A 23,320-nucleotide genomic window follows, 5' to 3' on the forward strand; every position below is an offset into this window, starting at 1 on the left:
GGGTGGAGGAGGGGTCCGTAACGGCGTTCAGGATCGACACTCCGAAAGTGTATGCGGAGCCACCGACATCGCCCGTGGCGTTCGCTGGGCGCTGATCCGCGGGCCCCTCCCCTTGCGGATCAGCGCCCCCGATCAGGACAGGTGCCCGGCCTTCTCCATCTGGCGGAGCTCGCGCTTGAGCTCCTGGACCTCGTCCCGCAGCCGGGCCGCGAGCTCGAACTTGAGCTCGCCCGCCGCCTGGAGCATCTGCCCGTTGAGGTCGGAGATGATCGCCTCGAGGTCGTTGCCGCCGTTCGCGGCGAGACCCTGACGGCGCAGGTTCGGCGTCGGGCTCTTCTTCTTGGCGTCGCGCCCGGCGAGCAGCTTGGCGGTGTCGGCCCCCTCGCGGGCGAGGGCGTCGGTGATGTCGGCGATCTTCTTCCGCAGCGGCGTCGGGTCGATGCCGTGGTCGAGGTTGTAGGCGACCTGCTTCTCGCGTCGGCGGTCGGTCTCGTCGATCGCGAGCCGCATCGAGTCCGTCACCTTGTCGGCGTACATGTGGACCTCGCCCGAGACGTTGCGCGCCGCACGGCCGATCGTCTGGATGAGCGACGTGGACGAGCGGAGGAAGCCCTCCTTGTCGGCGTCGAGGATCGCCACGAGCGAGACCTCCGGCAGGTCGAGCCCCTCGCGCAGCAGGTTGATGCCGACCAGGACGTCGTACACGCCCGCCCGCAGCTCCGAGAGGAGCTCGACGCGGCGCAGGGTGTCGACATCGGAGTGCAGGTAGCGGACGCGGACGCCGGCCTCCGTGAGGAAGTCGGTGAGCTCCTCGGCCATGCGCTTCGTCAGCGTCGTGACGAGCACGCGCTCGTCGCGCTCGGTGCGGCGCTTGATCTCCTCGAGCAGGTCGTCGATCTGGCCCTTCGTCGGCTTGACGACGATCTCGGGATCGATCAGGCCGGTCGGGCGGATGATCTGCTCGACGATGCCGTCGGCGATGCCCATCTCGTAGCGGCCCGGAGTCGCCGAGAGGTAGACGGTCTGGCCGACGCGAGACTTGAACTCCTCCCACTTCAGGGGCCGGTTGTCCATCGCCGAGGGCAGGCGGAAGCCGTGCTCGACCAGCGTGCGCTTGCGGGAGGCGTCGCCCTCGTACATCGCACCGATCTGCGGCACCGTCACGTGCGACTCGTCGATCACGACGAGGAAGTCGTCCGGGAAGTAGTCGAGCAGGCAGTGCGGGGCCTCGCCCGACTCGCGGCCGTCGATGTGGCGGGAGTAGTTCTCGATGCCGGAGCAGAATCCGATCTGCTGCATCATCTCGAGATCGAAGGTCGTGCGCATCCGCAGGCGCTGCGCCTCGAGGAGCTTGTTCTGCTTCTCGAGGTCGGCCAGGCGCACCTCGAGCTCCTGCTGGATGGTGTCGATCGCACGGTGCATGACGTCCTGGCTGGCGACGTAGTGCGAGCCGGGGAAGACCGACACGGAGTCGAGCTTCCGGACGATGTCGCCGGTGAGCGGGTGGAGCGTGTAGAGCGCCTCGATCTCGTCGCCGAACATCTCGATCCGGATCGCGAGCTCCTCGTACATCGGGATGATCTCGATCGTGTCGCCCCGCACCCGGAAGGTGCCGCGGGCGAAGTCGACGTCGTTGCGCGCGTACTGCATCGACACGAACTTGCGGATGAGGCGGTCCCGGTCGACCCGCTGGCCGACCTGGAGCGCCACCATCGCCTCGAGGTACTGCTCGGGCTGGCCGAGGCCGTAGATGCACGAGACGGTCGACACCACGATCACGTCGCGGCGGCTCAGGAGCGAGTTCGTGGTGGAGTGGCGCAGCCGCTCGACCTCGGCGTTGACCGAGCTGTCCTTCTCGATGAAGGTGTCGGTCTGCGGGACGTAGGCCTCGGGCTGGTAGTAGTCGTAGTACGAGACGAAGTACTCGACGGCGTTGTTGGGGAACAGCTCGCGGAACTCGTTGGCGAGCTGCGCGGCGAGGGTCTTGTTGTGCGCGAGCACGAGCGTGGGGCGCTGCACGGCCTCGACGAGCCAGGCCGTGGTCGCGGACTTGCCGGTCCCGGTGGCGCCCAGCAGGACGACATCGGTCTCGCCGGCGTTGATGCGGGCGCTCAGATCGGCGATCGCGCCGGGCTGGTCACCGCTCGGCTTGTACTCGCTGATGACCTCGAACGGGTGCACGGCACGGGTTGGCTCCATGGTTCGAAGCGTAGCCGCGACCACCGACACCGGACGGCGCGTGCGCTGGCGGCGAACGGGGGTGCGCTCTCCGGCCGGGCCGCTCGGCCACGAGGGCGGGTGTCCGGGACGGACCGTCAGCGGGCGAGACGCTCCCACAGCGCGTCGGTCCGAGCGAGCGTCTCCTCCAGCGTGCCGGAGGAGTCGATCACGACGTCGGCGAGGGCGAGGCGCTCCTCGTCGCTCGCCTGCGACGAGACCCGCGCACGAGCCTCCTCCTCGGTCAGTCCCCGGAGGGCGACGAGACGCTCGATGCGGAGGTGCTGCGGCGCGTGCACGACGACCACCTCGTCGAACTCCCCCGCTCCACGGCCCTCGGCGAGGAGGGGGACGTCGTAGACGACCACCGCGGCCGGGTCCGCCTCGGCGGCCTCCGCGAACAGCCGCTGCGAACGGAGGGTCACCGCCGGATGGGTGATCGCATTGAGGTCGGCGCGGGCCGCCGCGTCCGAGAAGACGATCGCGCCGAGCGCCGGGCGGTCGAGCGCGCCGTCCGCGCGGATCACGGACGGGCCGAAGCGCTCGGCGATCGCCGCCAGCGCCGGCTCCCCCGGCTCGACGACCTCGCGCGCGAGGACGTCGGCGTCGACCACCACCGCTCCGTGCTCGGCGAGACGGCGGGCGACGGTGGACTTGCCCGAGGCGATGCCTCCGGTGAGGGCGACGAGATGCACCCGGCCACCCTACCCAGCGCCGTCGCCCGGAACGCCGGACGGCCGGCCCCCGAGGGGACCGGCCGTTCGATGCGATGTGCTCGCGATCAGTTGTTCGAGGACAGCTTCTCGCGGAGCGCGGCGAGCGACTCGTCGTCGGCGAGGGTGCCGCCGGTGGTCGACTCGCTGGTGAAGCCGGCGCCGACCGAGACGCCCTCGGAGACGGTGGCCGCCTCCTCCTGCGACTTGGCCACCTGGGCCTTGTGGGCCTCCCAGCGCGCCTGAGCAGCGGCGTACTCCAGCTCCCAGGCCTCGCGCTGCGACTCGAAGCCCTCGCGCCACTCGTTGGTCTCGGGGTCGAAGCCCTCGGGGTACTTGTAGTTCCCCTGGTCGTCGTACTCCGTGGCCATGCCGTAGAGCGCCGGGTCGAACTCGGTGCCCTCGGGGTCGACGTTCTCGTTCGCCTGCTTGAGCGAGAGGGAGATGCGGCGACGGTCGAGGTCGATGTCGATGACCTTGACGAACACCTCTTCGCCGACCGACACGACCTGCTCGGCGAGCTCGACGTGCTTGCCCGACAGCTCGGAGATGTGGACGAGGCCCTCGATGCCGTCCGCGACGCGGACGAAGGCACCGAACGGGACCAGCTTCGTGACCTTGCCCGGCGCGACCTGTCCGATCGCGTGGGTGCGGGCGAAGACCTGCCACGGGTCCTCCTGGGTCGCCTTGAGCGAGAGCGACACGCGCTCGCGGTCGAGGTCGACCTCGAGGATCTCGACGGTGACCTCCTGGCCCACCTCGACGACCTCGGAGGCGTGCTCGATGTGCTTCCAGGAGAGCTCGGAGACGTGGACGAGACCGTCGACGCCGCCGAGGTCGACGAACGCACCGAAGTTGACGATCGACGACACGACGCCCTTGCGGACCTGACCCTTGTGCAGGTTGTTCAGGAACGTGGTGCGGCTCTCGGACTGGGTCTGCTCGAGGAGCGCGCGACGCGACAGGACCACGTTGTTGCGGTTCTTGTCGAGCTCGAGGATCTTCGCCTCGATCTCCTGGCCGAGGTACGGCGTGAGATCGCGGACGCGGCGCAGCTCGATGAGCGAGGCCGGGAGGAAGCCGCGGAGGCCGATGTCGACGATGAGACCGCCCTTGACGACCTCGATGACCGAGCCGGTGACGACGCCGTCCGACTCCTTGATCTTCTCGACGTCGCCCCACGCGCGCTCGTACTGCGCACGCTTCTTGGACAGGATCAGGCGACCCTCCTTGTCCTCCTTCTGGAGGACGAGGGCCTCGACGCTGTCGCCCACGTTGACGACCTCGGAGGGGTCGACGTCGTGCTTGATGGAGAGCTCGCGCGAGGGGATGACGCCCTCGGTCTTGTAGCCGACGTCGAGGAGGACCTCGTCGCGGTCGATCTTCACGACGGTGCCTTCGATGAGGTCTCCGTCGTTGAAGAACTTCAGAGTCTTTTCGACCGCGGCAAGAAAGTCTTCAGCAGACCCGATGTCGTTGATCGCGACCTGCTTGGTTGCCTTGTCGGTCGTTGCGGTTGTCATTAAGGGATGCTCCAGGATGGATGGGTCTCGGGCGGCGGCCGCCTGCGGGCCTCGCGGCTCGGCGGAGTGGTGACCACTGCGGTGGTGAGGGATGTGCCTCCGGCCCGGGAGCCGCGCTCGGCCGGCCGGAGGACCGGCCTTCCTCGCGCGCCGCGGGCACGGCGGCGCCACAGATGTGACACCCCAGCTTAGACGCCCCGGGAGGCGCACGGCAATCTCGCCGCGCCCGTCCAGGCGCGGGTTCCGGAGTCAGCCGGCGAGGGAGGAGCGGAGGGTGTCGAGACCGACGCCGCCGAGGTCGAGCGCCCTCCGGTGGAAGGCCGCGAGCGAGAACGCGGCGCCCTCGCGCGCCTCCGCCTCGTCGCGCAGCTGCTCCCAGATCCGCTGCCCGATCTTGTAGGACGGAGCCTGCCCCGGCCAGCCGAGGTACCGGTTCACCTCGAAGCGCACGAACGCGTCGTCCATGTTCACGTTGGCCCGCATGAAGTCGAGGGCCGACTCGGCGGTCCAGACGGTGCCGGAGCCCGGCATCGGCTTCTGGAGGTGCACGCCGATGTCCAGCACGACGCGCGCCGCGCGCATCCGCTGGCCGTCGAGCATGCCCAGGCGGTCGGCCGGGTCGTCGAGGTAGCCGAAGCGCTCCATCAGCCGCTCCGCGTAGAGCGCCCAGCCCTCGGCGTGGCCGGAGGTCCCGGCGAGCTGACGGCGCCAGGTGTTGAGGCGGGCGCGGTTGTGGACGGCCTGGCCGATCTGCAGGTGATGGCCCGGGACGCCCTCGTGGTAGACCGTGGTCAGCTCCCGCCAGGTGGCGAACTCGGTGACTCCGGCCGGGACCGACCACCACATCCGCCCCGGGCGCGAGAAGTCGTCGCTCGGACCGGTGTAGTAGATGCCGCCCTCCTGGGTCGGCGCGATCCTGCACTCGAGGCGGCGCACCTCCTCCGGGATGTCGAAGGCGGTGCCGGCGAGCTCGCGGACGGAGCGGTCGCTGGTCTCCTGCATCCACGCCTGCAGAGCGTCGACGCCGTGCAGAGTGCGGGCCGGGTCCGCCTCGAGGTGGGCGATCGCCTCGGCGACGGAGGCGCCGGGCAGGATCTCGCGCGCGATCGCCTCCTGCTCGGACGTCATGCGGGCCAGCTCCTCGATCCCCCACTCGTAGGTCTCGTCGAGGTCGACGACAGCGCCGAGGAAGCGGCGGGAGTGCAGCGCGTACAGCTCCCGGCCGACGGCGTCCTGCTCGGTCGCGGCGGGGGCGAGCTCGCCCCGGAGGAACTGCGCGAGCGACCCGTAGGCGGCCGAGGCACGGCGGGCGCCGTCCTCCAGCCGCTGAGCGAGCGACGCGGGCAGGGATCCGGCGGCGGGAGCGGCCTCCGCGGCCAGCTCGGCGAAGAACCCGCGGGGAGCGGCGATCTTCCGCGCCTGCTCGGCGACGAGCTCGACCTGGCGGCGGGCGGGGACCACGCCGGTGCGGATCCCCTCGCGCAGGGTCTCCGCGTAGCCCTCGAGGGCGGCCGGCACGGCCAGCAGCCGCTCGGCGACCGCCTCCCAGTCGGCGACCTCGTCCGTCGGCATCAGGTCGAAGACGTCGCGCAGCTCCTGCGCCGGGGACGCGATCACGTTGAGGTCCCGCAGCGGCAGACCGGCGTCGTGCCCCTCCAGGGAGAGCCGGAGCTCGGCGCCGAGGTCGGCGACCGTGACGCGGTCGACGTCGTCCACGGGGTCGGCGGCCTCGAGCTCGGCGAGGGCCGAGGCGGTCGCCGCCCGGGCCTGCTCGAGACCGGCCGGCGAGTAGTCGCCCAGACGGCCGTTCGCGCCGCTGCGTCCGATCGCGGTGCCGAGGGTGGGGTCGAGGTCGACGAGCGTGTCGACCCAGCGCTCGGCGACGGCGTCGACGGCGGTGGGCTCGCGGGGGGTGTCGGTGCTCATGCCTCCGAGCCTAGCCAGGCCCTGCGGCCGGCTCAGTGCGCGGCGACGTCCCAGTCGGACCCGTGGCCCACCTGCACCTCGAGCGGGACGCTCAGGTCGGCGGCACCCGCCATCCGGCCGCGGACGATCGCCTCGAGCGGCTCCTCCTCGCCGGGGGCGACGTCGAAGATCAGCTCGTCGTGCACCTGGAGGAGCATCCGAGAGCCGAGCCCCTGCTCGTCGAGGTCGGCCTGCACGCCGATCATCGCGCGCTTCATGATGTCGGCGGCCGAGCCCTGGATCGGCGAGTTGAGTGCCGCCCTCTCGGCGTTGTCGCGGAGGACGCGGTTCGCGCTCTGCAGGTCGGGGAACGGACGCCGGCGACCGAAGATCGTCTCGGTGTAGCCGGTCTCGCGGGCCTGCTCGACGACGCTGCGGAGGTAGTCGCGCACCGCGCCGAAGCGGACGAAGTAGTCGGTCATCAGCTGCTTGGCCTCGGCGCTCGAGATGCGCAGCTGCTTCGACAGGCCGAAGGCGCTCAGGCCGTAGGCGAGGCCGTACGACATCGCCTTGACCTTGTTGCGCATGGCCGAGGTGACGTCGCCCGGATCGACGCCGAAGATCCGCGACCCGACGAAGCGGTGCAGGTCCTCGCCGGAGTGGAAGGCCTCGATCAGCCCGGCGTCGCCGGAGAGGTGCGCCATGATCCGCATCTCGATCTGCGAGTAGTCGGCGGTGAGGAGGGTGCTCGCGTCCGCTCCGTGGACGAAGGCGGTGCGGATGCGGCGGCCCACCTCGCTGCGGACGGGGATGTTCTGCAGGTTCGGGTCGTTGGAGGAGATCCGGCCGGTGGCCGTGCCGGTCTGGTCGTAGCTGGTGTGGATCCGGCCGTCGGCGGTGACCGACTTCTCGAGCGTCTCGATGATCTGCTTGAGCTTGGTCGCGTCGCGGTGCTCGAGGAGCAGCCCGAGGAACGGGTGCGGGTGGGACTCCTGCAGGTCGGCGAGGGCGGAGGCGTCGGTGGTGTAGCCCGTCTTCGTGGCCCGGGTGCGCGGCATGTCGAGCTCCTCGAAGAGGACCTGCTGCAGCTGCTTGGGCGAGCCGAGGTTCATCTCGTGGCCGATCTCGGCGAACGCGCGGCTCGCGAGGTCGGCGGCCGAGACGGTCAGCTCGGCGCGGAGGCGCGCCAGCACGTCGGCGTCGATCGCGACGCCGGTGAGCTCCATCGTCGCGAGGACCTGGACGATCGGCAGCTCGATGTCGACGAGCACCGAGAGCATCCCCTCGCCCAGCCGCTCGCGCAGCGGAGCGACGAGCCGGTACGCGTACCAGGCCTCGGTGGCGGGCCCCATCGGCTCGACGGTGGGGACCAGCTGGTTCGGGTCGCCCTGCGCCATGGTCTCGTCGAGGTGCTGCGCGACCTGCGCCGCGAGCGTGGCCGGATGCCCGGTGGGCTGCACCAGCCAGGAGGCGACGCGGGTGTCGAACGCGAGCCCCGCGACGGGGAGTCCGGCCCTCCGCAGCGCCTTGATCTGGGGCTTCGCGTCGGCGAAGTACTTGGGGGCGGGCCCGGCCAGCCACTGCTCGAGCGCGGTGTAGTCGGGCCGCTCGGCGGCCCACGGGACGAACGCCGTCTCCTTCTCGACCGCGAGGCCCACACCCTCGAGCCCGCCGGCTCCGAGCAGGACCTGCACGGCGACCGGCGCGGTGCCCTTCGCCGACACGCGGTCGAGCCAGTGCGCGAGCTCCTCGTCGACCAGGGTGCGGACGGCGGGTGCGGAGGTCGTGACCACGTCGCCCGCCAGGGCCGCGGCAGCGCCGTCGACGCCCTCCTCCGCGGCGATCGTGAGGACCCGCTCCTGCAGGGTCTTGAACTCGAGGCGGCTGAAGATCTCGCGGACCGCGTCGGGATCGATCGGACGGCGCGTCAGATCGTGCGGCCCGAGGGGGAGCTCGACGTCCGTCACCAGCCGGTTGAGGCGGCGGTTGCGGAGCGCGTTCTCCTTCTGCTCGCGTAGCTTCTCGCCGACCACGCCCTTGATCTCGTCGGCGTGGGCGATGATGTCGGCGACCGTGCCGTACTGGTTGACCCACTTCGCGGCCGTCTTGGGGCCGACCTTGTCGACGCCGGGCAGGTTGTCGCTGGTCTCGCCGACGAGGGCGGCGATCTCGGGGTACTGGTGCGGCTCGACGCCGTACTTCTCGAACACCTTGTCGCGGTCGTAGCGGGTGAGCTGCGAGACGCCCTGGGTGGAGGGGTAGAGCAGGGTGACGTCCGGGGTCACCAGCTGGATGGTGTCGCGATCGCCCGAGACGACCAGCACGCGGAAGCCGGCCTCGGCCCCCTGGCGCGCGAGCGTCGCGAGGATGTCGTCGGCCTCGAAGTCCTCCTTCGAGACGGTCCGGATGTTCATGGCGTGCAGCGCCTCCTCGAGGAGGGGGACCTGGCCCTTGAACTCGGGCGGCGTCTCGCCGCGGGTGCCCTTGTACTCCGGGTACTCGCGCGTGCGGAACGAGTAGCGGGAGATGTCGAACGCGACGCCGAGGTGGGTCGGCTTCTCGTTCTTCAGCAGCAGGATCAGCATCGAGAGGAAGCCGTGGATGGCGTTCGTGTGCTGGCCCTCGCGGGTCTGGAAGCTGTCGACCGGGAGCGCGTAGAACGCCCGGAACGCCAGGGAATGGCCGTCGACGAGCAGGAGGGTAGGCTGTTCCGGATCTGACACAGGGCCAGACTACACAGCGCCTCCGACACCGGATCGGCCCGCTCGCGCCCGCCGGTCAGGGCCGCTCCGAGGCTCCAGCGCGAGGAGCGACGTGACCGAGCCGACCCCCACCACGACCGCCTGGATCCGCCCGCCCGCGCTCGACCTGGTCGCCGGGATCGGCCGCGGCATGGGCGAGCTCGCCGAGCGGATGGGGATCCTCTGGCACGAGCTCACCCCGCAGCACTCGGTGGCCTCGATGCCCGTCGAGGGCAACCGGCAGCCGGTCGGCATCCTGCACGGCGGCGCGCACGTCGTGCTCGCCGAGTCGATGGGCTCGATCGCGGCGAACGTGCACGCCGGCGCGGGCCGCCTGGCGATGGGCATCGAGCTGAACGCGAGCCACAGCCGGTCGGTCCACTCGGGCTTCGTGATCGCCACCTGCGACGCGATCCACCTGGGCTCCACCCTCACCACCCACGAGATCGTCGTGCGCGACCAGGAGGGGCGCCGCCTCTCCACCGTGCGGGTCACCAACATCATCCGCGACGCCCGCTGACGGGAGCGGACGGGTCCCCCTCGCGGGAGCGGAGGGCGACGACCGCGCCCAGGACCGCGACCGCCGTCGGGACCGCCCGCGCCTGCGAGCGACGGGGGATCGACCGGTCGGCCGCGCCGCTCGGGGACCCGGCACCGCGGCGAGCGGCACTGTCAAGCGACGGCGCGCGACTGTGCCCGGTGGTGCCCGAAGGGCGACACTGAGCGGATGAGCCTTCGCCATCTCCTCAAGAGCCTCCCGTCCATGCCCTCCGAGCTGCCCTCGTTCGATGCGGAGGCGGCTCCGGCCGATCCTCTCGAGCTGTTCGCGCAGTGGCTCGAGGAGGCGAAGGACGCGGGCCAGCTCCTCCCCCACGGCGCCACGCTCTCCACCGCCTCCGACGACGGCACGGTCTCGGCGCGCGTGCTCGTGCTGCGCGAGATCGACGAGGCGGGCTGGGCGTTCTCCACCCATGCCACCAGCCCCAAGGGACGCGCCATGGAGGAGAACCCGCACGCCGCGCTGACCTTCTTCTGGCCGGTCCAGGGCCGTCAGGTCCGGGTCGAGGGCCGGGTCGAGCGCGCCTCCGCGCAGGAGTCGGCCGACGACTTCCGCCGCCGCTCCGAGGCCGCTCGCACCGCCCTGCTCGTCGGACGCCAGAGCGAGCCGATGCGCAGCGCGCAGGACTTCGGCCTCGTCACGCTCCAGACCAGCGTCGCCGTGGGCTGCTCGCCCGCGACGCTCGACCGGGAGTGGGCCGTCTACCGCGTCGTGCCCGAGCGCATCGAGTTCTGGCAGGGCTCGACCGCGCCGGAGCAGGATCACACCCGTCTCGAGTACCGCCCGGGAACGACGGAGGCGGGCGGCTCCCCGTGGGAGCGCACCCGCCTCTGGCCCTGAGGCCGTGGGCCCTCGGGCCCGGCCTCGCGCTAGGCCTTCTTCGTGCTCAGCTGCTCGATGATCGCCTGCGCGACGTCGTGCATGGTGAGCCGGCGGTCCATGGAGGCCTTCTGGATCCAGCGGAACGCCTCGGGCTCGGTGAGCCCCATCTTCTCGTTGAGCAGGCCCTTGGCGCGGTCGACGAGCTTGCGGGTCTCGAAGCGCTCGACCATGTCGGCGACCTCGGCCTCGAGGGTGAGGATCTGGGCGTACCGCGAGAGGGCGATCTCGATCGCGGGCAGCAGGTCGTTGGGCGTGAAGGGCTTCACGACGTAGGCGAGCGCTCCGGCCTCGCTGGCGCGCTCGACGAGCTCCTTCTGGCTGAAGGCGGTGAGCAGGACGACAGGCGCGATGTGCGCCTTCGAGAGGCGCTCGGCCGCCGAGATGCCGTCGAGCTGGGGCATCTTGACGTCCATGATGACGAGATCGGGGCGCAGCTCGGTGGCGAGGGCCACAGCGGTCTCTCCGTCGCCGGCCTCGCCGACGACCTCGAAGCCGTTGTCGCGGAGGATCTCCACGATGTCGAGGCGGATGAGGGATTCGTCTTCGGCGACGACGACCCGACGGGGTGCGGTCGACGAGGGTTCCTGGTCAGTCACGCCGATGAGCCTACGGTATTCTCGACGGGCTGGTGATGAGCCGGTGTGGCGGAATGGCAGACGCGGGGCACTCAAAATGCTCTGTCCGAGAGGGCTTGTGGGTTCGAGTCCCACCACCGGTACCCGCCTGGTCGCGCGGTGCGCGCCTCCGCTCGCTAGCGTCGTCGGATGAGCACCGACCCCTGGCCCCTGTTCTCGCTGGAGCTGCGCACGCCGCGGCTCGAGCTGCATCCGGTCCGCGACGCCGACCTCGGCCCTCTCGCCGAGGCAGCCCTCGCGGGCGTGCACGAGAGCGGCCGCTCGCCGTTCCCCTCCCCCTGGGCCGAGGCGCCGGCGGAGCGCCTGCCCGGCGAGCTCGCCCGCTTCCACTGGTCGCAGCGCGCGCAGACGACGCGGGAGTCGTGGCGCGTCGCGTTCGCCGTGGTCGAGGACGGCCGGGTCGTCGGCTGCCAGGACGTGGTCGCCGAGTCCTTCGCCGCCACCCGCACCCTGACCTCGGGCTCGTGGCTCACCCGCTCGGCGCAGGGCCGCGGCCTCGGGCAGGAGATGCGCGCCGCCGTCCTCCTCCTCGCCTTCGACCACCTCGGAGCCGAGGTCGCCGAGAGCGCCGCTCTCGCCTGGAACACCCGCTCGATCCGGGTCTCGGAGGCCCTCGGCTACCGGCCGAACGGGACGCACCGGATCGTCGGTCCGGACGGTATGTCGGTCGAGGAGCTGCGGTTCCGCGTCACACCGGAGACCCTGGTGCGGCCGGAATGGACGCTGGAGGCCTCGGGGATCGACGCAGCACGAGCGGTCCTCGTCCAGGACCCGCTCGGTCCGCCCTCCCCCGTCTGATTCACCAGAACATCGTGCCCGGCGAGCCCTTGAACGGACCGACCACGCGCGAGGTGATCCAGCCGCCGTAGAAGTCGCCCGGCTGCGGCTGGACCGCCTCGCCGTCGACCGTGCAGGAGTCCATCCGGCCGGGGTAGAGGGCGACGGTGTCGACGAGGGCCTCGAAGCCGGCCATCGGCTCGGGGTACGTCCAGCCCGCCGCCTCCGCGACCGCTCCTCCTCCCCCGCGCAGGGTCAGGTAGGAGGCCGCGCCCTTGAACTCGCAGATGCTGCGGCCGGGCGCGGGCTCGAGCGCCCCGGGCGCGAACGAGGACACGGGGAGGTAGTAGACGGGAGGGTGGCTCGTCTCGAGGACGCGGAGAGCGTCGCGGGTCTCGGCGACGACGACGCCGCCCAGCCGCACGACCACGTGCTCGGCGGTGGTCTCGACCCTCGGGGGTCGCGGGTAGTCCCAGACGGATTCCTGGCCCTCGGCGGGCGGCACGCGCTTCATCCCGCTCACGCTACGCGGCGGGGAGCGGTGCTCCGGCGCCTCCCAGAGGATGCCCGGGCGGACGCCGCGGCTCCGCAGATCCCCGCCGCCGGGACGCGCGAGGGCCCCGGTCGCGTAACGTCGTCCCTGCGGCGGAACCCCGAGCCCGCGCGCAGAAGGAATCCAGAGTGCCCACCGAATGCATCCACGGCCTCGACATCGCGCTCTGCGACGTCTGCACCCCGAAGAAGCTCCCCGAGCAGGTCGGCCGTGCCACCCGCGCCCCCGCGCGCGTGCCCGGGACCTCCCGTGCGGCCACCGCCCGTGCCGCCGCCCGCGGCACGGCGCGCGAGAAGCCCCTGCCGAAGGTCGACATCGCCGCGCAGCGGATCTACCACGTCACCCACCTCGACAACCTCGAGGCGATCGTCGCCGCCGGCGCGATCCTGGCGGACCAGCAGCTCCAGGAGCGCCCCGCGATCGACGTCAGCGCCGAGACCACCCGCGAGCACCGCCGTGCCGTGCAGGTGAAGGACGGCGTCAGCGTCGCCGGCTTCGTGCCCTTCTTCCTCTCCCCCGACGCCGCCCTCTGGGCCGACCTGCGCGGCGAGCGGGTCGCTCCGCACTGGTCGCCGAGCGCCCACGAGACCACCGCTTCGCAGTACGTCGTCCTGGTGGGCTCGCTCGCCTCCGCCCCGGTCCTGAGCGACGGCGACGCCTCCCACGTCCTCACGCGCTTCACCGAGGGCGACGCGCTCGTGCGCACCTTCGCGCGCCTCCTGGTCGACGAGCCGGCCCTGCGCAGCGCCGAGGCGCTCGTGCCCGAGCGCTTCCCGCTCGAGGGCGTCGCGACGGTCGGCGTGGCGTCGGTCGCCGCCCGCAACCGCGTCAAGGCTCTCTTCGAGGGCATCGACGCCTCTCCCCGCGTCGCCGTCTACCCGCCGTGGTTCCACCCGGTGGCCGAGGAGGAGTGACCCGGCGCTAGTCGGCCTCGAGGAGGTCGAGGCGGTCGGCCAGGTACCTGCGCAGCGGCATCAGTCCCTGCTCGCTCAGACCGGGCGCCCAGCGCACGAGCACCTCGGAGCCGCGCAGTGCCAGCGGCTCCTGGCCCGACTCGAGCGCTGCGGCGTCGAGTGCGAGGCGCCGCCAGCCGTAGTTGACGATCTCGCCCTCCTGGAACGGACCGTCGAAGGCGGCGCGCCGGATCTCGCGGCGCGCCTCCTGCGACTCGGACTGGTTGTTGGCGTGCAGCGGAGCGACGGCACGCGTGACCGAGCCCGTCGCGAGGAGCTCGCCCTCGCGTCCGAGGAGCACCACGCCGAGGCGCCACGCGCGGGTCACCGGCGCCATCACCGGCTTGCGGCGGAAGCCGAGGATCGCGCGCGGCGTCCGCAGCTCGGCGACGGCCTGGTCGGCGATGCCGCGGGCGTCGAGCTCGGCGGAGACCTGGCGCAGGAGCGCGGCCAGATCGGCGGCGGCCTGCTCGGCCCCGGGTGCTGCGGGCATCGCTCCTCCTCGGCTCGTCCCGCCAGCCTACGGGCGCGGTGTGCACCGGCCACGCCGCTCCGCACCGCTAGCATCGCCTGACGACACCGAGGAGGACGAGCGATGCGCGTCATCATGATGGGCCCGCCCGGCGTGGGCAAGGGCACCCAGGCGGCCGTGCTGTCGCGCGAGCTGGGGGTGCCGGCGATCTCCACCGGCGATCTGTTCCGCGCGCACGTCGCCGACGGCACCGACCTCGGACGGCGTCTGCGGGCGCTCGTGGAGGCCGGCGAGTACGTGCCGGACGAGCTGACGAACGCCCTGGTCGCCGAGCGCATCGCCGAGGAGGACGCCCGGGACGGGTTCATCCTCGACGGCTACCCGCGCACGCTCGCCCAGGTGGACGCGCTGGCGGAGCTCCTCGAGGAGCGGGGTACACCGCTCTCGTGCGTCGTGCTGCTGACGGCCGACGTGGACGTGGTCGTCGAACGGCTGCACGTGCGGGCGCAGGAGCAGGACCGCGCCGACGACGACCCCGAGGTGGTGCGGAACCGGATCGAGGTCTACGAGCGCGAGACGGCTCCTCTGGCGGAGGTCTACGACGAGCGCGAGCTCCTGGTGCGGATCGACGGCTCCGCCTCGCAGGACGAGGTCGCCGCGAGGATCATCGCGGCGTGCCGGCCCGAGTGAGCCGACCCGCCGCGACGCGGGGTCAGATCGCCGAGGCGAGGACCTCGTCGAGCTTGGCCGAGGCCTCCTCGTCGGTGCCCTTCAGGGCGAGCGAGAGCTCCGACACGAGGATCTGACGCGCCTTGAGGAGCATCCGCTTCTCGCCGGCCGAGACGCCGCCCGCCTGCTCGCGGCGCCACAGGTCGCGGACGACCTCGCTGACGCGATACACGCTGCCGCTGGCCATCTTCTCCTGGTTGGCCTTGAAGCGGCGGGACCAGTTGTTGGCCTCCTCCGCGACGTCGCTGCGCAGGACGTCGTAGACCGCCTGGACTCCGGCGTCGTCGATGATCTCGCGGACGCCGACGAGCTCGGCGTTCTCGACGGGGAGGGTGATGGTGAGCTCGCTGGTGTGCACGTTCATCGTCATGAACGTCTTCTCGACGCCCTTGACCGAGCGCTTCTCGAGCCCGGTGATCGTCACCGCTCCGTGGTGCGGGTAGACCAGGGTCTCGCCGACCTCGAATGTCATCATGTCGTGCCTTTCGTCGTGGGGCGTGGTGGGAGTGAGGAGTCCAGGGGGCGCAGCGGCGCAGCGGCGAGCCAGGCCGGGAGCAGCGCGACGAGGTGCTCGACCAGCTCCTCGTCGGTGCCGTCGAGGGAGCCGGCGAGCCAGGCGCCGACCACGGAGAGGACGCCGCCGGCCGCGAAGACCGCGGTGAGCTCGGGGTCGACCGCTGCGGGGACGTCGACCCGGGCGAGCACCTCGCGGTGCAGAGCGAGCGCCGTGTCGAGCACGGCGTCGTCGGAGGCGACCCGGGCGGAGGCCCGCGCGCGGAGCCGGGCATGGAAGGCGTGGCGGTCGACCAGCCGCTCGACGAGCCGCGAGTAGCCGCGCTGCAGGGCGTCGGCTCCGGAGCGGTCGGCGGGATCGCCCTCGGCGACGTCGGCGACCACGAGGTCCTGGCGGAGCAGCGCGGAGGCGACTCCCGCCGCGTCGTCGAAGTGGGCGTAGAACGAGCTGCGGCTGATACCGGCCTCGCGCACGATGTCGCTCACCGCGATGCCCTCGGCCCTCTCGCCGTCGCTCTGCATGACAAGCCGCTCGACCGCGTCGAACACGCGGCGGCGGGTGCGCCGGGCTCGCGGATCGGCGGAGCCGAGCGCCGAGGGGGACTCCGCCGCGGGCACGGAGGCGAGGCGGGCGGGAGTCATCGACGTCAGTCTACCACTTCCCGGACAGGTGTACGGGAAGAGCGTCAGGCGCCGGTGCGAACCTGGTCGAGGCCGGCGATGCGGTCGATCGCGGCCTGCTCGCTCGGCGAGACCCGGCCGAGATACCGGCCCAGGAACACGAACAGCAGGCGGTTCGCCGTGATCGCGGGCCACCACGGGCGCCGGAGGCCTAGGAGCCTCCGCACCTCGGGGCTGAGCGAGGCGACCGCGCCGGCGAACAGCAGCGGGTAGACCACGCCCGCCTCGCCCGGCAGCCGGATGTCGCGGAGGAACCCGACCGCCTCGTGCACGCGTGCGTCGGGCTTGAGCTCGCCCGCGAATCCGGCGAGCTGCGCGCGGAGCTCCGCGACGCTCTCGGGCGGATCCTGCACTCCGAGCAGCCGGCCGGAGGCGGCCCACTCGCGCACGTAGGCGTCGGGGCCGCCGGGGATCCGTCCGCCCCAGATCTCGTGGGCGCCGAGGAACGCGTCGGTGAAGGCGTCGTGCACCCAGAGCAGCAGGCGGGGGTCCTGCGCCGAGTAGGAGCGCTCACGCCCGCCGGCGTCCTCGTAGGAGCCGACGATCCGCTCGTGCACGCCGGTCACCCAGCGCGCCGCTCCGCTCGCCGCGGCGGTGTCGCCGAAGCTGGTGGTCAGGACCCAGCGGACCGTGTTGTCGAGGCGGCCCATCGGGTCCTCGCGGTAGCGGGAGTGGTCGTGCACACCGGCCATCGCTCCGGCATGGAGGGTCTGCATGAGCAGAGCCCGCACTCCGGCGATCATCGTGGGCAGGCCGCCGTTGACCGCCCAGACCGCGCTGCCCGGTCCGAAGAGCCCGGCGTCGTCGCCCTTCTCGAGGGCGACGATCCAGTCGGCGCGGGGGCGGGGGCGGCGGCGTCTCATCCGCTCAGTGTGCGCTCGGATCCTGGGCCGCGGCTGGCCGTTCTGTCACCCTTCGTGGGGCCGTGGTCACTCGGCCAGCAGTTCGCGGACGTCGTCGGCCGACAGCGCCCGGGCGAAGAGCTCGCCCTCGTCGAGCACCGCCGTGCTGAGGCGGCCCTTGCGCTCCTGGAGGCGCACGATCTTCTCCTCGATCGTGTCCGTCGCCACCAGCCGGTACACGTTCACCCGCCGCTCCTGGCCGATGCGGTGCGCGCGGTCGACGGCCTGCGCCTCGGCCGCCGGGTTCCACCACGGGTCGAGGATGAAGACGTGGTCGGCCTCGGTGAGGGTGAGCCCGGTGCCGCCCGCCTTCAGGCTGATCAGGAAGACGGGCGCGGCTCCCGAGCGGAACTCCTCGATCACTCCCGCGCGGTCCCGCGTGGAGCCGTCGAGCTGCACGAACGGGATGCCGCGCCGACGCAGCCGCTCCCCCGCCCGCTCCAGGTACGAGGTGAAGGTGCTGAAGACGAGGGCCCGACGGCCTTCCGCGATCACGTCGTCGAGCTGCTCGACGAGCACGTCGAGCTTCGCGGACGGGACGTGCCGGTAGGCCGGGTCGACCAGGGACGCGTCGAGCGCGAGCAGGCGCAGGAGGGTGAGCGATCGGAACACCGTGAAGCGCTGCCGGTCGAGGTCGTCGACCAGGCCCAGGAGCTTCCGCCGCTCGCGCTGGAGGTAGCCGTCGTAGAGCACCCTGTGGGCGGGCGTCAGCGCGACCTCGATCGTCTGCTCCTGCTTCTCGGGGAGCTCCGGCGCCACCGCCTCCTTGGTGCGGCGGAGCAGGAACGGACGCAGTCGCCGGCGCAGTCTCTCGAGGCGGCGGCGCGCGCCCTCGGTGTGGCTGACGGTCCGTCCCTCGGACAGATCGGGCGAACCGATGCCGACGGGCGCCTCCGCGTGCAGGATCGGCCGGGTGTACTCCTCGCGGAAGCGGCGCAGCGGCGGCAGGAGCCCGGGCGCCACCAGGGCGAGGACCGCCCAGAGCTCGTCGAGCGAGTTCTCCAGCGGTGTGCCGGTGAGCGCGAGCGTGACGGGCGCGCCGACCCCGCGGGCGGCCCGGTGCGTCTGTGAGGCGGGGTTCTTGACGAACTGGGCCTCGTCGAGGATCAGCGCCGACCACGTCCTCGACGCCCAGCGCTCGCCGCCGAGGCGCAGGACCGCGTAGCTGGTGAGGACCACGTCCGCGTCGCCCGGGATCGCGTCGAGCGCGCCCTCCCGCGAGCTCGCGACGACGTGGACGCGCAGGGCGGGCGCGAAGCGCTCGGCCTCCGAGCGCCAGCCCGGCACGACCGAGGTGGGGGCGACCACGAGGAACGGCGCGCGGCGGATCCCGGCGCGGCCCGCCTCCTCGACCGCGTCGAGCATCATGGCCAGCGCCTGCAGGGTCTTGCCGAGGCCCATGTCGTCGGCCAGGATCCCGCCGAGCCCGTGACGGAGGCGGTGCACGAGCCAGGCGTAGCCCGCCCGCTGGTACGGACGCAGCCGGGCGGTCAGGCCCTCCGGCGGCTCCACGTCCTCCGGCGACCCGGCGGCCAGCGCGGAGTCGAGCACGGCGCGCCACGCGTCGGAGGGGACGCTCTCGTCGGCGAGCTCCTCCAGCTCGTTCCACAGCCCGGCCTGGTGCCGGCCGAGCCGCGGTCCCGTCTCCCACTCCTCGAGCTCGTCCGCCCGGGTCAGCAGCTCCCGGAGCCGGTCGAGGCCGGGGTGCGCGAGCGAGAGGTAGGAGTGGTCGACCAGGCGGATGCGGTCGCCGCCCGCGGCCAGAGCGCGGAAGAGGGGCAGGAACGGCACGGTCGCGTCGCCGATGGTCACGACGACGCCGAGGTCGAACCAGTCGGCGCTCTCGGTGTCGACCGCGGTGATGGTGAGCGTGAGCGGTCCGGTCAGCAGGCGGTAGTCCGGGGCCGCGCCCTCGCGCTCGATCCGGACCCCGCCGATCCCCTCCAGCTGCGGGAGCTGCTCCACCACGAACACCGCCGCCTCGGCCCCGCGCAGGACCGCGCTCGTCCCCGGCTCCGGCACGAGAGCGGACCCGGCCTCGCCGAGCACCGAGCGCACCCGGCGGAGCACCGCGCGCTCGAGAGCCGCGTCGGCCGTGCCGTCGAGTTCGCCCGCGCGATCGGGCGAGCGGCGCCAGTGCCAGCCCACCCTGACGGCGCGCCGCGGCTCGAACGAGACCGTGCAGACCAGGCGCGGGGGCTCCGGATCGTCCAGGACGAGGTCGACGCCCTCCTCGCGCACCGCGACGCGGCCGCGGAGGGCGGGGAGGTGCTCGCCGACGAACTCGGGCACGTCCTCCGCCGGGACCTCCGTCTCCTCGGGGTGGTCGAGGAGCCGCAGCTCCTCGTCGTCGAAGGGCAGGGACGCGGGCGCGAGCAGGAGCGAGGACGGATCGCCGCCCTCGACCGCGTAGACGCCGTGCCGGGCGACCGGACGAGCCGACTCGGGCGCGTGCTCCGCGCCGTCGATCCGCAGGACGGGCCGCAGCCGGAGCGCTCCCTCCTCCGCCGAGACCGTCACCGCCACATGCGCGGGACCGGCGAGACGGACCGCGCCCTTCTCCGGGGCGAGCAGCGGGATCCCGGCGGCCTGCGCCTGCTCGAGCAGCCGCCAGAGCAGTGGGCTCTCGTAGTCGTCGAGGTGGATCCAGTCGGGGTCCTGCCCGAGGTGGACGGTGCGCGTGGCGCGGTGCAGAGCCGCGAACTCGGCGAACCAGCGCTGGTGAGCGGGGTCGAGCGAGAGCCGGTGGGTCTGGAAGTTCAGCGACTTCCAGGTCAGGGTGGTGCGGTTCCAGGCGCCCCCGCGCCCGCGGACGACGGGGCGGGTGGCCAGACGGTGGTCGCGGCGCTCGTCGGCGTCGTAGGTCTTCGCCGTGACGCGCTCGCTCGCCGGCGCCCGCCACGGATCGTCGGCCCGGCGCACCAGCCGGCGCAGCTCGAACTGCAGCCCGATCGGAGTGAGGACGGTCGGCGACTCGGTCTCGGCGGCTCCGCTGAGCTCGCCGACGCGGGCGCGCCAGGAGGAGGGGGTCGACTCGGGAGGCACCGCCCCATGCTGCCACGCGCCGCCGACACCCCCGCCCGCACCGCGTGACGGGCAGAATCGGAGGATGACCAGCAGCGACTCCCCCGCGCCCACCGTCCTCACCCTCGGCAGCGAGAGCCTGCGCCTCGCCCTGACGACCGCCGGGGCCGAGATGACGTCCCTCCGCGACGACGAGGGCCGCGAGTACCTGTGGCAGGCCGGCCCGGAGTGGCGCCGGCACGCTCCCGTCCTGTTCCCGATCATCGGGCGCCTCCCCGGCGACACGCTGCACCACGACGGCGCGGACCACCGGATGGGGCAGCACGGCTTCGCGCGGGACCGGGTCTTCGAGCTCGCGGGCGTCTCGGCGGACGAGGCGGTGTTCCGGCTCCGGAGCGACGACGCCACGCGCGCGGTGTTCCCCTTCGACTGGACGCTCCTCATCGCCTACGCCGTGACCGGCGCCTCGCTCCGGATCACCCAGACCGTCGAGAACAGGGGTCCCTCTCCGCTGGGCTTCTCGCTCGGCAACCACCCGGCCTTCGCACTGCCGCTGCCCGAGGGCCGCGGCGAGCACCGCATCCGCTTCGCGCAGCCCGAGCCGGAGGGGTACCGCCGCGCTCCGGAGAACCTGCTGCTCGAGGCGCGCCACCCGGCGCCGCTCGAGGACGGGGTCCTGACAGTGGACGACGCGCACTTCGAGGAGGGCGTGATGATCTTCGACGAGCCGCGCCGGCGGACCCTCCGGCTCGAGGCCGACGGCGCCGCCCGCGCGATCGTCGTCGACACCGGGGACTTCGACGTGGTCGGCGTGTGGAAGCCCGTCGGGGCCCCGTTCGTCTGCCTCGAGCCCTGGCGGAGCGTCCCGACCCCCGAGGGCTGGGACGGCGACATCGTCGACAAGCCGCGCCAGATCGTCCTCGAGCCGGGCGGCCGGCGGTCGCTGTCCTACAGCATCGCGCTGAGCTGAACGTCTTCGCGCTGGATCTGCGCGTCGAGCAGCTCGAAGCGGCGGATGATCAGCCCCTCGCGGGTGGCCCAGGGGCAGATCACCAGCGTCTCGATGCCGAGGGCGTCCATGGCCGCCTCCGCGACGAGAGCGCCCGCGAGCAGCTGCGGAGCCCGCAGAGCGGAGACGCCGGGCAGCGCTGAGCGGTCGGCCGCGCTGATCGCGGCGAGGCGAGCGGACCACAGCCGGAGGTCGACCAGGTGCAGCTCCCGGCGCACCAGCGGACCGGCGGCGCTCGGAGCGGCGCCGGTGATCCGCGCCAGAGACCGGAAGGTCTTCGACGTGCCTGCGACCAGGTCGGGGCGCCCCAGGGCGAGGAAGCCGCGGACGGGCTCCGCGAGCACCTCGCGGGCGTGACGCCGGGCAGCCTTCACGCTCGTGGCCGAGGCGGGATCGCCGACCAGCAGGTCCCGCGTCACCCGCCCCGCTCCGAGCGGGACCGACACGGCGAGCTCGGGCACCTCGTCCACGCCCATCGAGAGCTCGAACGAGCCGCCGCCGATGTCGAGGTCCAGGATCGAGCCCGCGCCCCAGCCGAACCAGCGGCGCACGGCGAGGAAGGTGGCCGACGCCTCCGCCTCGCCGCCGAGCTCCTGGAGGTGCACGCCCGTCTCGGCGCGGACCCGGTCGAGGACCGCCGCGCCGTTGCCGGCCTCGCGGATCGCCGAGGTCGCGAACGCCAGCAGGTCCTCCGCGCGGTGCTCGCGGGCGACCTCGGCGGCCTCGGTCACGAACGCGATCAGCTCGCGCTGGCCACGCTCGGTGATCTCCCCCGCCTCGTCGAGGTGCGCCACGAGAGCGAGGCTCCGCTTGTGCGAGCGGTAGGGCACCGGGCGGGCGCCGGGGTGCGCGTCGACGAGGAGCAGGTGGACCGTGTTGGAGCCGATGTCGAGCACGCCGAGTCGCATGGGTCCACGGTATCCGCCCGCGGAGGCGCGTCCCGCCACGCGGACCCCCGGGGAACGCCGGAGGGCCCGGCCGCTCGCGCGACCGGGCCCTCCGGGGGTGCTGGACTCAGTGGTCCCAGTTCTCGGCCCTGTCGGCCGAGCTGGACGAGCCGACGATGTGCACCCGCATGTCGTTCGTCGTGCCGGCGCGCCCGGGGGGCGATCCGGAGACGACGACCACGGTCTCGCCCGCCTGGGCGAGGCCCTCGCGGAGCAGCACCGCGTCCACCTGCGCGAACATCGCGTCGGTGTGGTTGACGCGCGGCGTGACGAAGGACTGGACGCCCCAGTTCAGCGCCATGCGGCGGCGGACGGCCGGCTCGGGGGTGAAGCCGATGATCGGGATGCCGTGGCGCAGGCGCGTCATGCGGCGGACCGAGTCGCCCGACTCCGTGAACACGCAGAGGAACTTCGCCTCGACGAACTCCGCGACCTCGGCGGCGGCCAGCGTGACGGATCCGCCCTGGGTGCGGGGCTTGCTGCCCAGCGGCGGGATGCGCTCCAGACCGTGCTCCTCGGTGGACTCGACGATGCGGGCCATGGTCTGCACGGTGACGACGGGCCAGGCTCCGACGCTGGTCTCGCCCGAGAGCATGACCGCGTCCGCGCCGTCGAGGATGGCGTTCGCGACGTCCGAGGCCTCGGCCCGCGTGGGGCGGGGGCTCTCGATCATCGACTCGAGCATCTGGGTCGCGACGATGACCGGCTTCGCCCAGCGGCGGGCGAGCTCGACGGCGTGCTTCTGCACGATCGGCACCGCCTCGAGGGGCAGCTCGACGCCGAGGTCGCCGCGGGCGACCATGATGCCGTCGAAGACGTCGATGATCTCCTGCAGGTTGTCGACCGCCTGCGGCTTCTCGATCTTGGCGATGACGGGAGCCTTGCGGCCCTCCTCCGCCATGATCTCGTGCACGCGCTCGATGTCGCTGGCGTTGCGCACGAAGGAGAGGGCGATGATGTCGGCGCCGAGGCGGATCGCCCAGCGGAGGTCGTCCTCGTCCTTCTGGGAGAGGGCGGGGACGTTGACCGCGACACCGGGCAGGTTGATGCCCTTGTTGTTCGAGACGTTGCCGGGGACGACGACCTCGGTGACGACCCGGGGGCCCTCGACGGCGGTGACGCGGACAGCGACCTTGCCGTCGTCGATGAGGAGCATGTCGCCCGGGTTCACGTCGTCCGGGAGGCCCTTGAACGTGGTGCCCGAGAGCTCGCGCGTGCCGAGGACGTCCTCGGTGGTGATGGTGAAGACGTCGCCCTCGGCGAGGGCGTACGGGCCGCCCTCGAACTTGCCGAGGCGGATCTTCGGACCCTGCAGGTCGACGAGGATCGCGACCGCGCGCCCGGCGTCGTCCGCGGCCTTCCGCACGATGCGGTAGATGCCTTCGTGGACGTCGTAGCTTCCGTGACTGAGGTTCATGCGGGCCACGTCCACGCCGGCGTCGATGATCGCACGAATGGTCTCGTACGACGACGTTGCCGGGCCGAGGGTGGCGACGATTTTCGCTCGTCTCATTGAGGGGGTGCTCCGTTGTTCTGCGCCCGGAGGCGCGTCGTTAGCGGGGAGGGTGAGCTGATTGCTGGCGGG

Annotated in this window: 20 protein-coding genes and 1 tRNA gene; 7 read left to right on the top strand and 14 right to left on the bottom strand. The window is 72.5% G+C overall.

All coding sequences use genetic code 11. The features are described from left to right. Positions 1-132: 132 nt before the first annotated feature. The 5 genes from uvrB to polA form a co-directional block, all read right to left on the bottom strand. A complete protein-coding gene (gene uvrB, locus C5C50_RS06360) occupies positions 133-2,199 on the bottom strand; it encodes an excinuclease ABC subunit UvrB (protein WP_104221901.1) in 2,067 nt (688 codons plus the stop codon). A gap of 116 nt (positions 2,200-2,315) precedes the next feature. Continuing rightward, entirely contained in the window at positions 2,316-2,912 is a 597-nt protein-coding gene (coaE, locus tag C5C50_RS06365) for a dephospho-CoA kinase (RefSeq protein ID WP_104221899.1), read from the bottom strand. An 86-nt stretch (positions 2,913-2,998) separates the two neighbouring features. Beyond that, positions 2,999-4,453, bottom strand: a complete 1,455-nt coding sequence (gene rpsA, locus C5C50_RS06370) for a 30S ribosomal protein S1 (protein WP_104225298.1) — start codon at positions 4,451-4,453, stop codon at positions 2,999-3,001. A 249-nt stretch (positions 4,454-4,702) separates the two neighbouring features. Then, positions 4,703-6,379: a DUF885 domain-containing protein gene (locus tag C5C50_RS06375; RefSeq protein ID WP_104273124.1), complete on the bottom strand. Its 1,677-nt coding sequence runs from the start codon at positions 6,377-6,379 to the stop codon at positions 4,703-4,705. Positions 6,380-6,411: 32 nt separating this feature from the next. Next, positions 6,412-9,081: a DNA polymerase I gene (polA, locus tag C5C50_RS06380; protein ID WP_104273125.1), complete on the bottom strand. Its 2,670-nt coding sequence runs from the start codon at positions 9,079-9,081 to the stop codon at positions 6,412-6,414. A 91-nt stretch (positions 9,082-9,172) separates the two neighbouring features. Between polA and C5C50_RS06385 the strand changes: the two genes are divergently transcribed. Together C5C50_RS06385 and C5C50_RS06390 are read left to right on the top strand one after the other, a co-directional pair. Further along, positions 9,173-9,619 carry a PaaI family thioesterase gene (locus tag C5C50_RS06385; protein WP_374954496.1) on the top strand — a complete coding sequence of 149 codons (447 nt, stop codon included), beginning with the start codon at positions 9,173-9,175 and terminating at the stop codon, positions 9,617-9,619. 207 nt (positions 9,620-9,826) lie between these two features. Then, on the top strand, positions 9,827-10,498 hold the full coding sequence (locus C5C50_RS06390; RefSeq protein ID WP_104232645.1) for a pyridoxal 5'-phosphate synthase: 672 nt from the start codon (positions 9,827-9,829) through the stop codon (positions 10,496-10,498). Between the two features lie 29 nt (positions 10,499-10,527). Here C5C50_RS06390 and C5C50_RS06395 read toward each other — a convergent pair whose 3' ends face one another. Further along, the gene (locus C5C50_RS06395) at positions 10,528-11,136 is read right to left on the bottom strand and encodes an ANTAR domain-containing response regulator (protein WP_104221889.1); all 609 of its coding nucleotides are present in this window, start codon (positions 11,134-11,136) and stop codon (positions 10,528-10,530) included. 39 nt (positions 11,137-11,175) lie between these two features. On the opposite strand from C5C50_RS06395, the gene C5C50_RS06400 reads away from it, so the two are divergent. Both C5C50_RS06400 and C5C50_RS06405 read left to right on the top strand, forming a co-directional pair. Further along, positions 11,176-11,258, top strand: a tRNA-Leu gene (locus C5C50_RS06400). A gap of 46 nt (positions 11,259-11,304) precedes the next feature. Beyond that, positions 11,305-11,973 (top strand): GNAT family N-acetyltransferase, encoded by a 669-nt coding sequence (locus tag C5C50_RS06405; protein WP_104260731.1) that lies wholly within the window; start codon positions 11,305-11,307, stop codon positions 11,971-11,973. Between the two features lies 1 nt (position 11,974). Here C5C50_RS06405 and C5C50_RS06410 read toward each other — a convergent pair whose 3' ends face one another. Continuing rightward, complete coding sequence (locus C5C50_RS06410; protein ID WP_104257829.1) at positions 11,975-12,466, bottom strand: DUF427 domain-containing protein; 492 nt, start codon at positions 12,464-12,466, stop codon at positions 11,975-11,977. Positions 12,467-12,633: 167 nt separating this feature from the next. Between C5C50_RS06410 and C5C50_RS06415 the strand changes: the two genes are divergently transcribed. Then, positions 12,634-13,419, top strand: a complete 786-nt coding sequence (locus C5C50_RS06415; RefSeq protein WP_104221883.1) for a DarT ssDNA thymidine ADP-ribosyltransferase family protein — start codon at positions 12,634-12,636, stop codon at positions 13,417-13,419. 7 nt (positions 13,420-13,426) lie between these two features. Here C5C50_RS06415 and C5C50_RS06420 read toward each other — a convergent pair whose 3' ends face one another. Continuing rightward, positions 13,427-13,951: a hypothetical protein gene (locus C5C50_RS06420; RefSeq protein ID WP_104263170.1), complete on the bottom strand. Its 525-nt coding sequence runs from the start codon at positions 13,949-13,951 to the stop codon at positions 13,427-13,429. Between the two features lie 102 nt (positions 13,952-14,053). On the opposite strand from C5C50_RS06420, the gene C5C50_RS06425 reads away from it, so the two are divergent. Continuing rightward, a complete protein-coding gene (locus tag C5C50_RS06425; RefSeq protein ID WP_104260728.1) occupies positions 14,054-14,620 on the top strand; it encodes an adenylate kinase in 567 nt (188 codons plus the stop codon). A gap of 22 nt (positions 14,621-14,642) precedes the next feature. On the opposite strand, the gene C5C50_RS06430 is transcribed toward C5C50_RS06425, so the two are convergent. The 4 genes from C5C50_RS06430 to C5C50_RS06445 form a co-directional block, all read right to left on the bottom strand. Continuing rightward, positions 14,643-15,131, bottom strand: coding sequence for a CarD family transcriptional regulator (locus C5C50_RS06430; protein ID WP_104273135.1), 489 nt, complete (start codon positions 15,129-15,131; stop codon positions 14,643-14,645). Continuing rightward, entirely contained in the window at positions 15,131-15,814 is a 684-nt protein-coding gene (locus C5C50_RS06435; protein WP_104221877.1) for a TetR/AcrR family transcriptional regulator, read from the bottom strand. Before C5C50_RS06435 ends, C5C50_RS06430 begins: the two co-directional genes overlap by 1 nt. A 44-nt stretch (positions 15,815-15,858) precedes the next feature. Continuing rightward, a complete protein-coding gene (locus tag C5C50_RS06440) occupies positions 15,859-16,716 on the bottom strand; it encodes an oxygenase MpaB family protein (RefSeq protein WP_104221875.1) in 858 nt (285 codons plus the stop codon). Between the two features lie 66 nt (positions 16,717-16,782). Next, positions 16,783-19,800: a DEAD/DEAH box helicase gene (locus C5C50_RS06445; RefSeq protein WP_104273136.1), complete on the bottom strand. Its 3,018-nt coding sequence runs from the start codon at positions 19,798-19,800 to the stop codon at positions 16,783-16,785. A gap of 64 nt (positions 19,801-19,864) precedes the next feature. On the opposite strand from C5C50_RS06445, the gene C5C50_RS06450 reads away from it, so the two are divergent. After that, on the top strand, positions 19,865-20,749 hold the full coding sequence (locus tag C5C50_RS06450) for an aldose 1-epimerase family protein (RefSeq protein ID WP_104221873.1): 885 nt from the start codon (positions 19,865-19,867) through the stop codon (positions 20,747-20,749). On the opposite strand, the gene C5C50_RS06455 is transcribed toward C5C50_RS06450, so the two are convergent. Both C5C50_RS06455 and pyk read right to left on the bottom strand, forming a co-directional pair. Next, entirely contained in the window at positions 20,728-21,696 is a 969-nt protein-coding gene (locus C5C50_RS06455) for an exopolyphosphatase (protein ID WP_104232654.1), read from the bottom strand. The two genes, C5C50_RS06450 and C5C50_RS06455, sit on opposite strands and share 22 nt — an antisense overlap. Positions 21,697-21,802: 106 nt before the next feature. Continuing rightward, positions 21,803-23,248 carry a pyruvate kinase gene (pyk, locus tag C5C50_RS06460; protein WP_104221869.1) on the bottom strand — a complete coding sequence of 482 codons (1,446 nt, stop codon included), beginning with the start codon at positions 23,246-23,248 and terminating at the stop codon, positions 21,803-21,805. Positions 23,249-23,320 lie beyond the last annotated feature (72 nt).

This window comes from Rathayibacter sp. AY1D9 (assembly GCF_002932395.1).
Lineage (GTDB): Bacteria > Actinomycetota > Actinomycetes > Actinomycetales > Microbacteriaceae > Rathayibacter.

Coding starts and splice junctions, on each gene's coding strand:
- C5C50_RS06390 (WP_104232645.1), top strand. CDS start 9,827: ATGAGCCTTCGCCATCTCCTCAAGAGCCTCCCGTCCATGCCCTCCGAG.
- rpsA (WP_104225298.1), bottom strand. CDS start 4,453: ATGACAACCGCAACGACCGACAAGGCAACCAAGCAGGTCGCGATCAAC.
- C5C50_RS06440 (WP_104221875.1), bottom strand. CDS start 16,716: ATGAGACGCCGCCGCCCCCGCCCCCGCGCCGACTGGATCGTCGCCCTC.
- pyk (WP_104221869.1), bottom strand. CDS start 23,248: ATGAGACGAGCGAAAATCGTCGCCACCCTCGGCCCGGCAACGTCGTCG.
- C5C50_RS06405 (WP_104260731.1), top strand. CDS start 11,305: ATGAGCACCGACCCCTGGCCCCTGTTCTCGCTGGAGCTGCGCACGCCG.
- C5C50_RS06430 (WP_104273135.1), bottom strand. CDS start 15,131: ATGACATTCGAGGTCGGCGAGACCCTGGTCTACCCGCACCACGGAGCG.
- C5C50_RS06420 (WP_104263170.1), bottom strand. CDS start 13,951: ATGCCCGCAGCACCCGGGGCCGAGCAGGCCGCCGCCGATCTGGCCGCG.
- C5C50_RS06425 (WP_104260728.1), top strand. CDS start 14,054: ATGCGCGTCATCATGATGGGCCCGCCCGGCGTGGGCAAGGGCACCCAG.
- C5C50_RS06450 (WP_104221873.1), top strand. CDS start 19,865: ATGACCAGCAGCGACTCCCCCGCGCCCACCGTCCTCACCCTCGGCAGC.
- uvrB (WP_104221901.1), bottom strand. CDS start 2,199: ATGGAGCCAACCCGTGCCGTGCACCCGTTCGAGGTCATCAGCGAGTAC.
- C5C50_RS06375 (WP_104273124.1), bottom strand. CDS start 6,379: ATGAGCACCGACACCCCCCGCGAGCCCACCGCCGTCGACGCCGTCGCC.
- C5C50_RS06435 (WP_104221877.1), bottom strand. CDS start 15,814: ATGACTCCCGCCCGCCTCGCCTCCGTGCCCGCGGCGGAGTCCCCCTCG.
- C5C50_RS06410 (WP_104257829.1), bottom strand. CDS start 12,466: ATGAAGCGCGTGCCGCCCGCCGAGGGCCAGGAATCCGTCTGGGACTAC.
- C5C50_RS06455 (WP_104232654.1), bottom strand. CDS start 21,696: ATGCGACTCGGCGTGCTCGACATCGGCTCCAACACGGTCCACCTGCTC.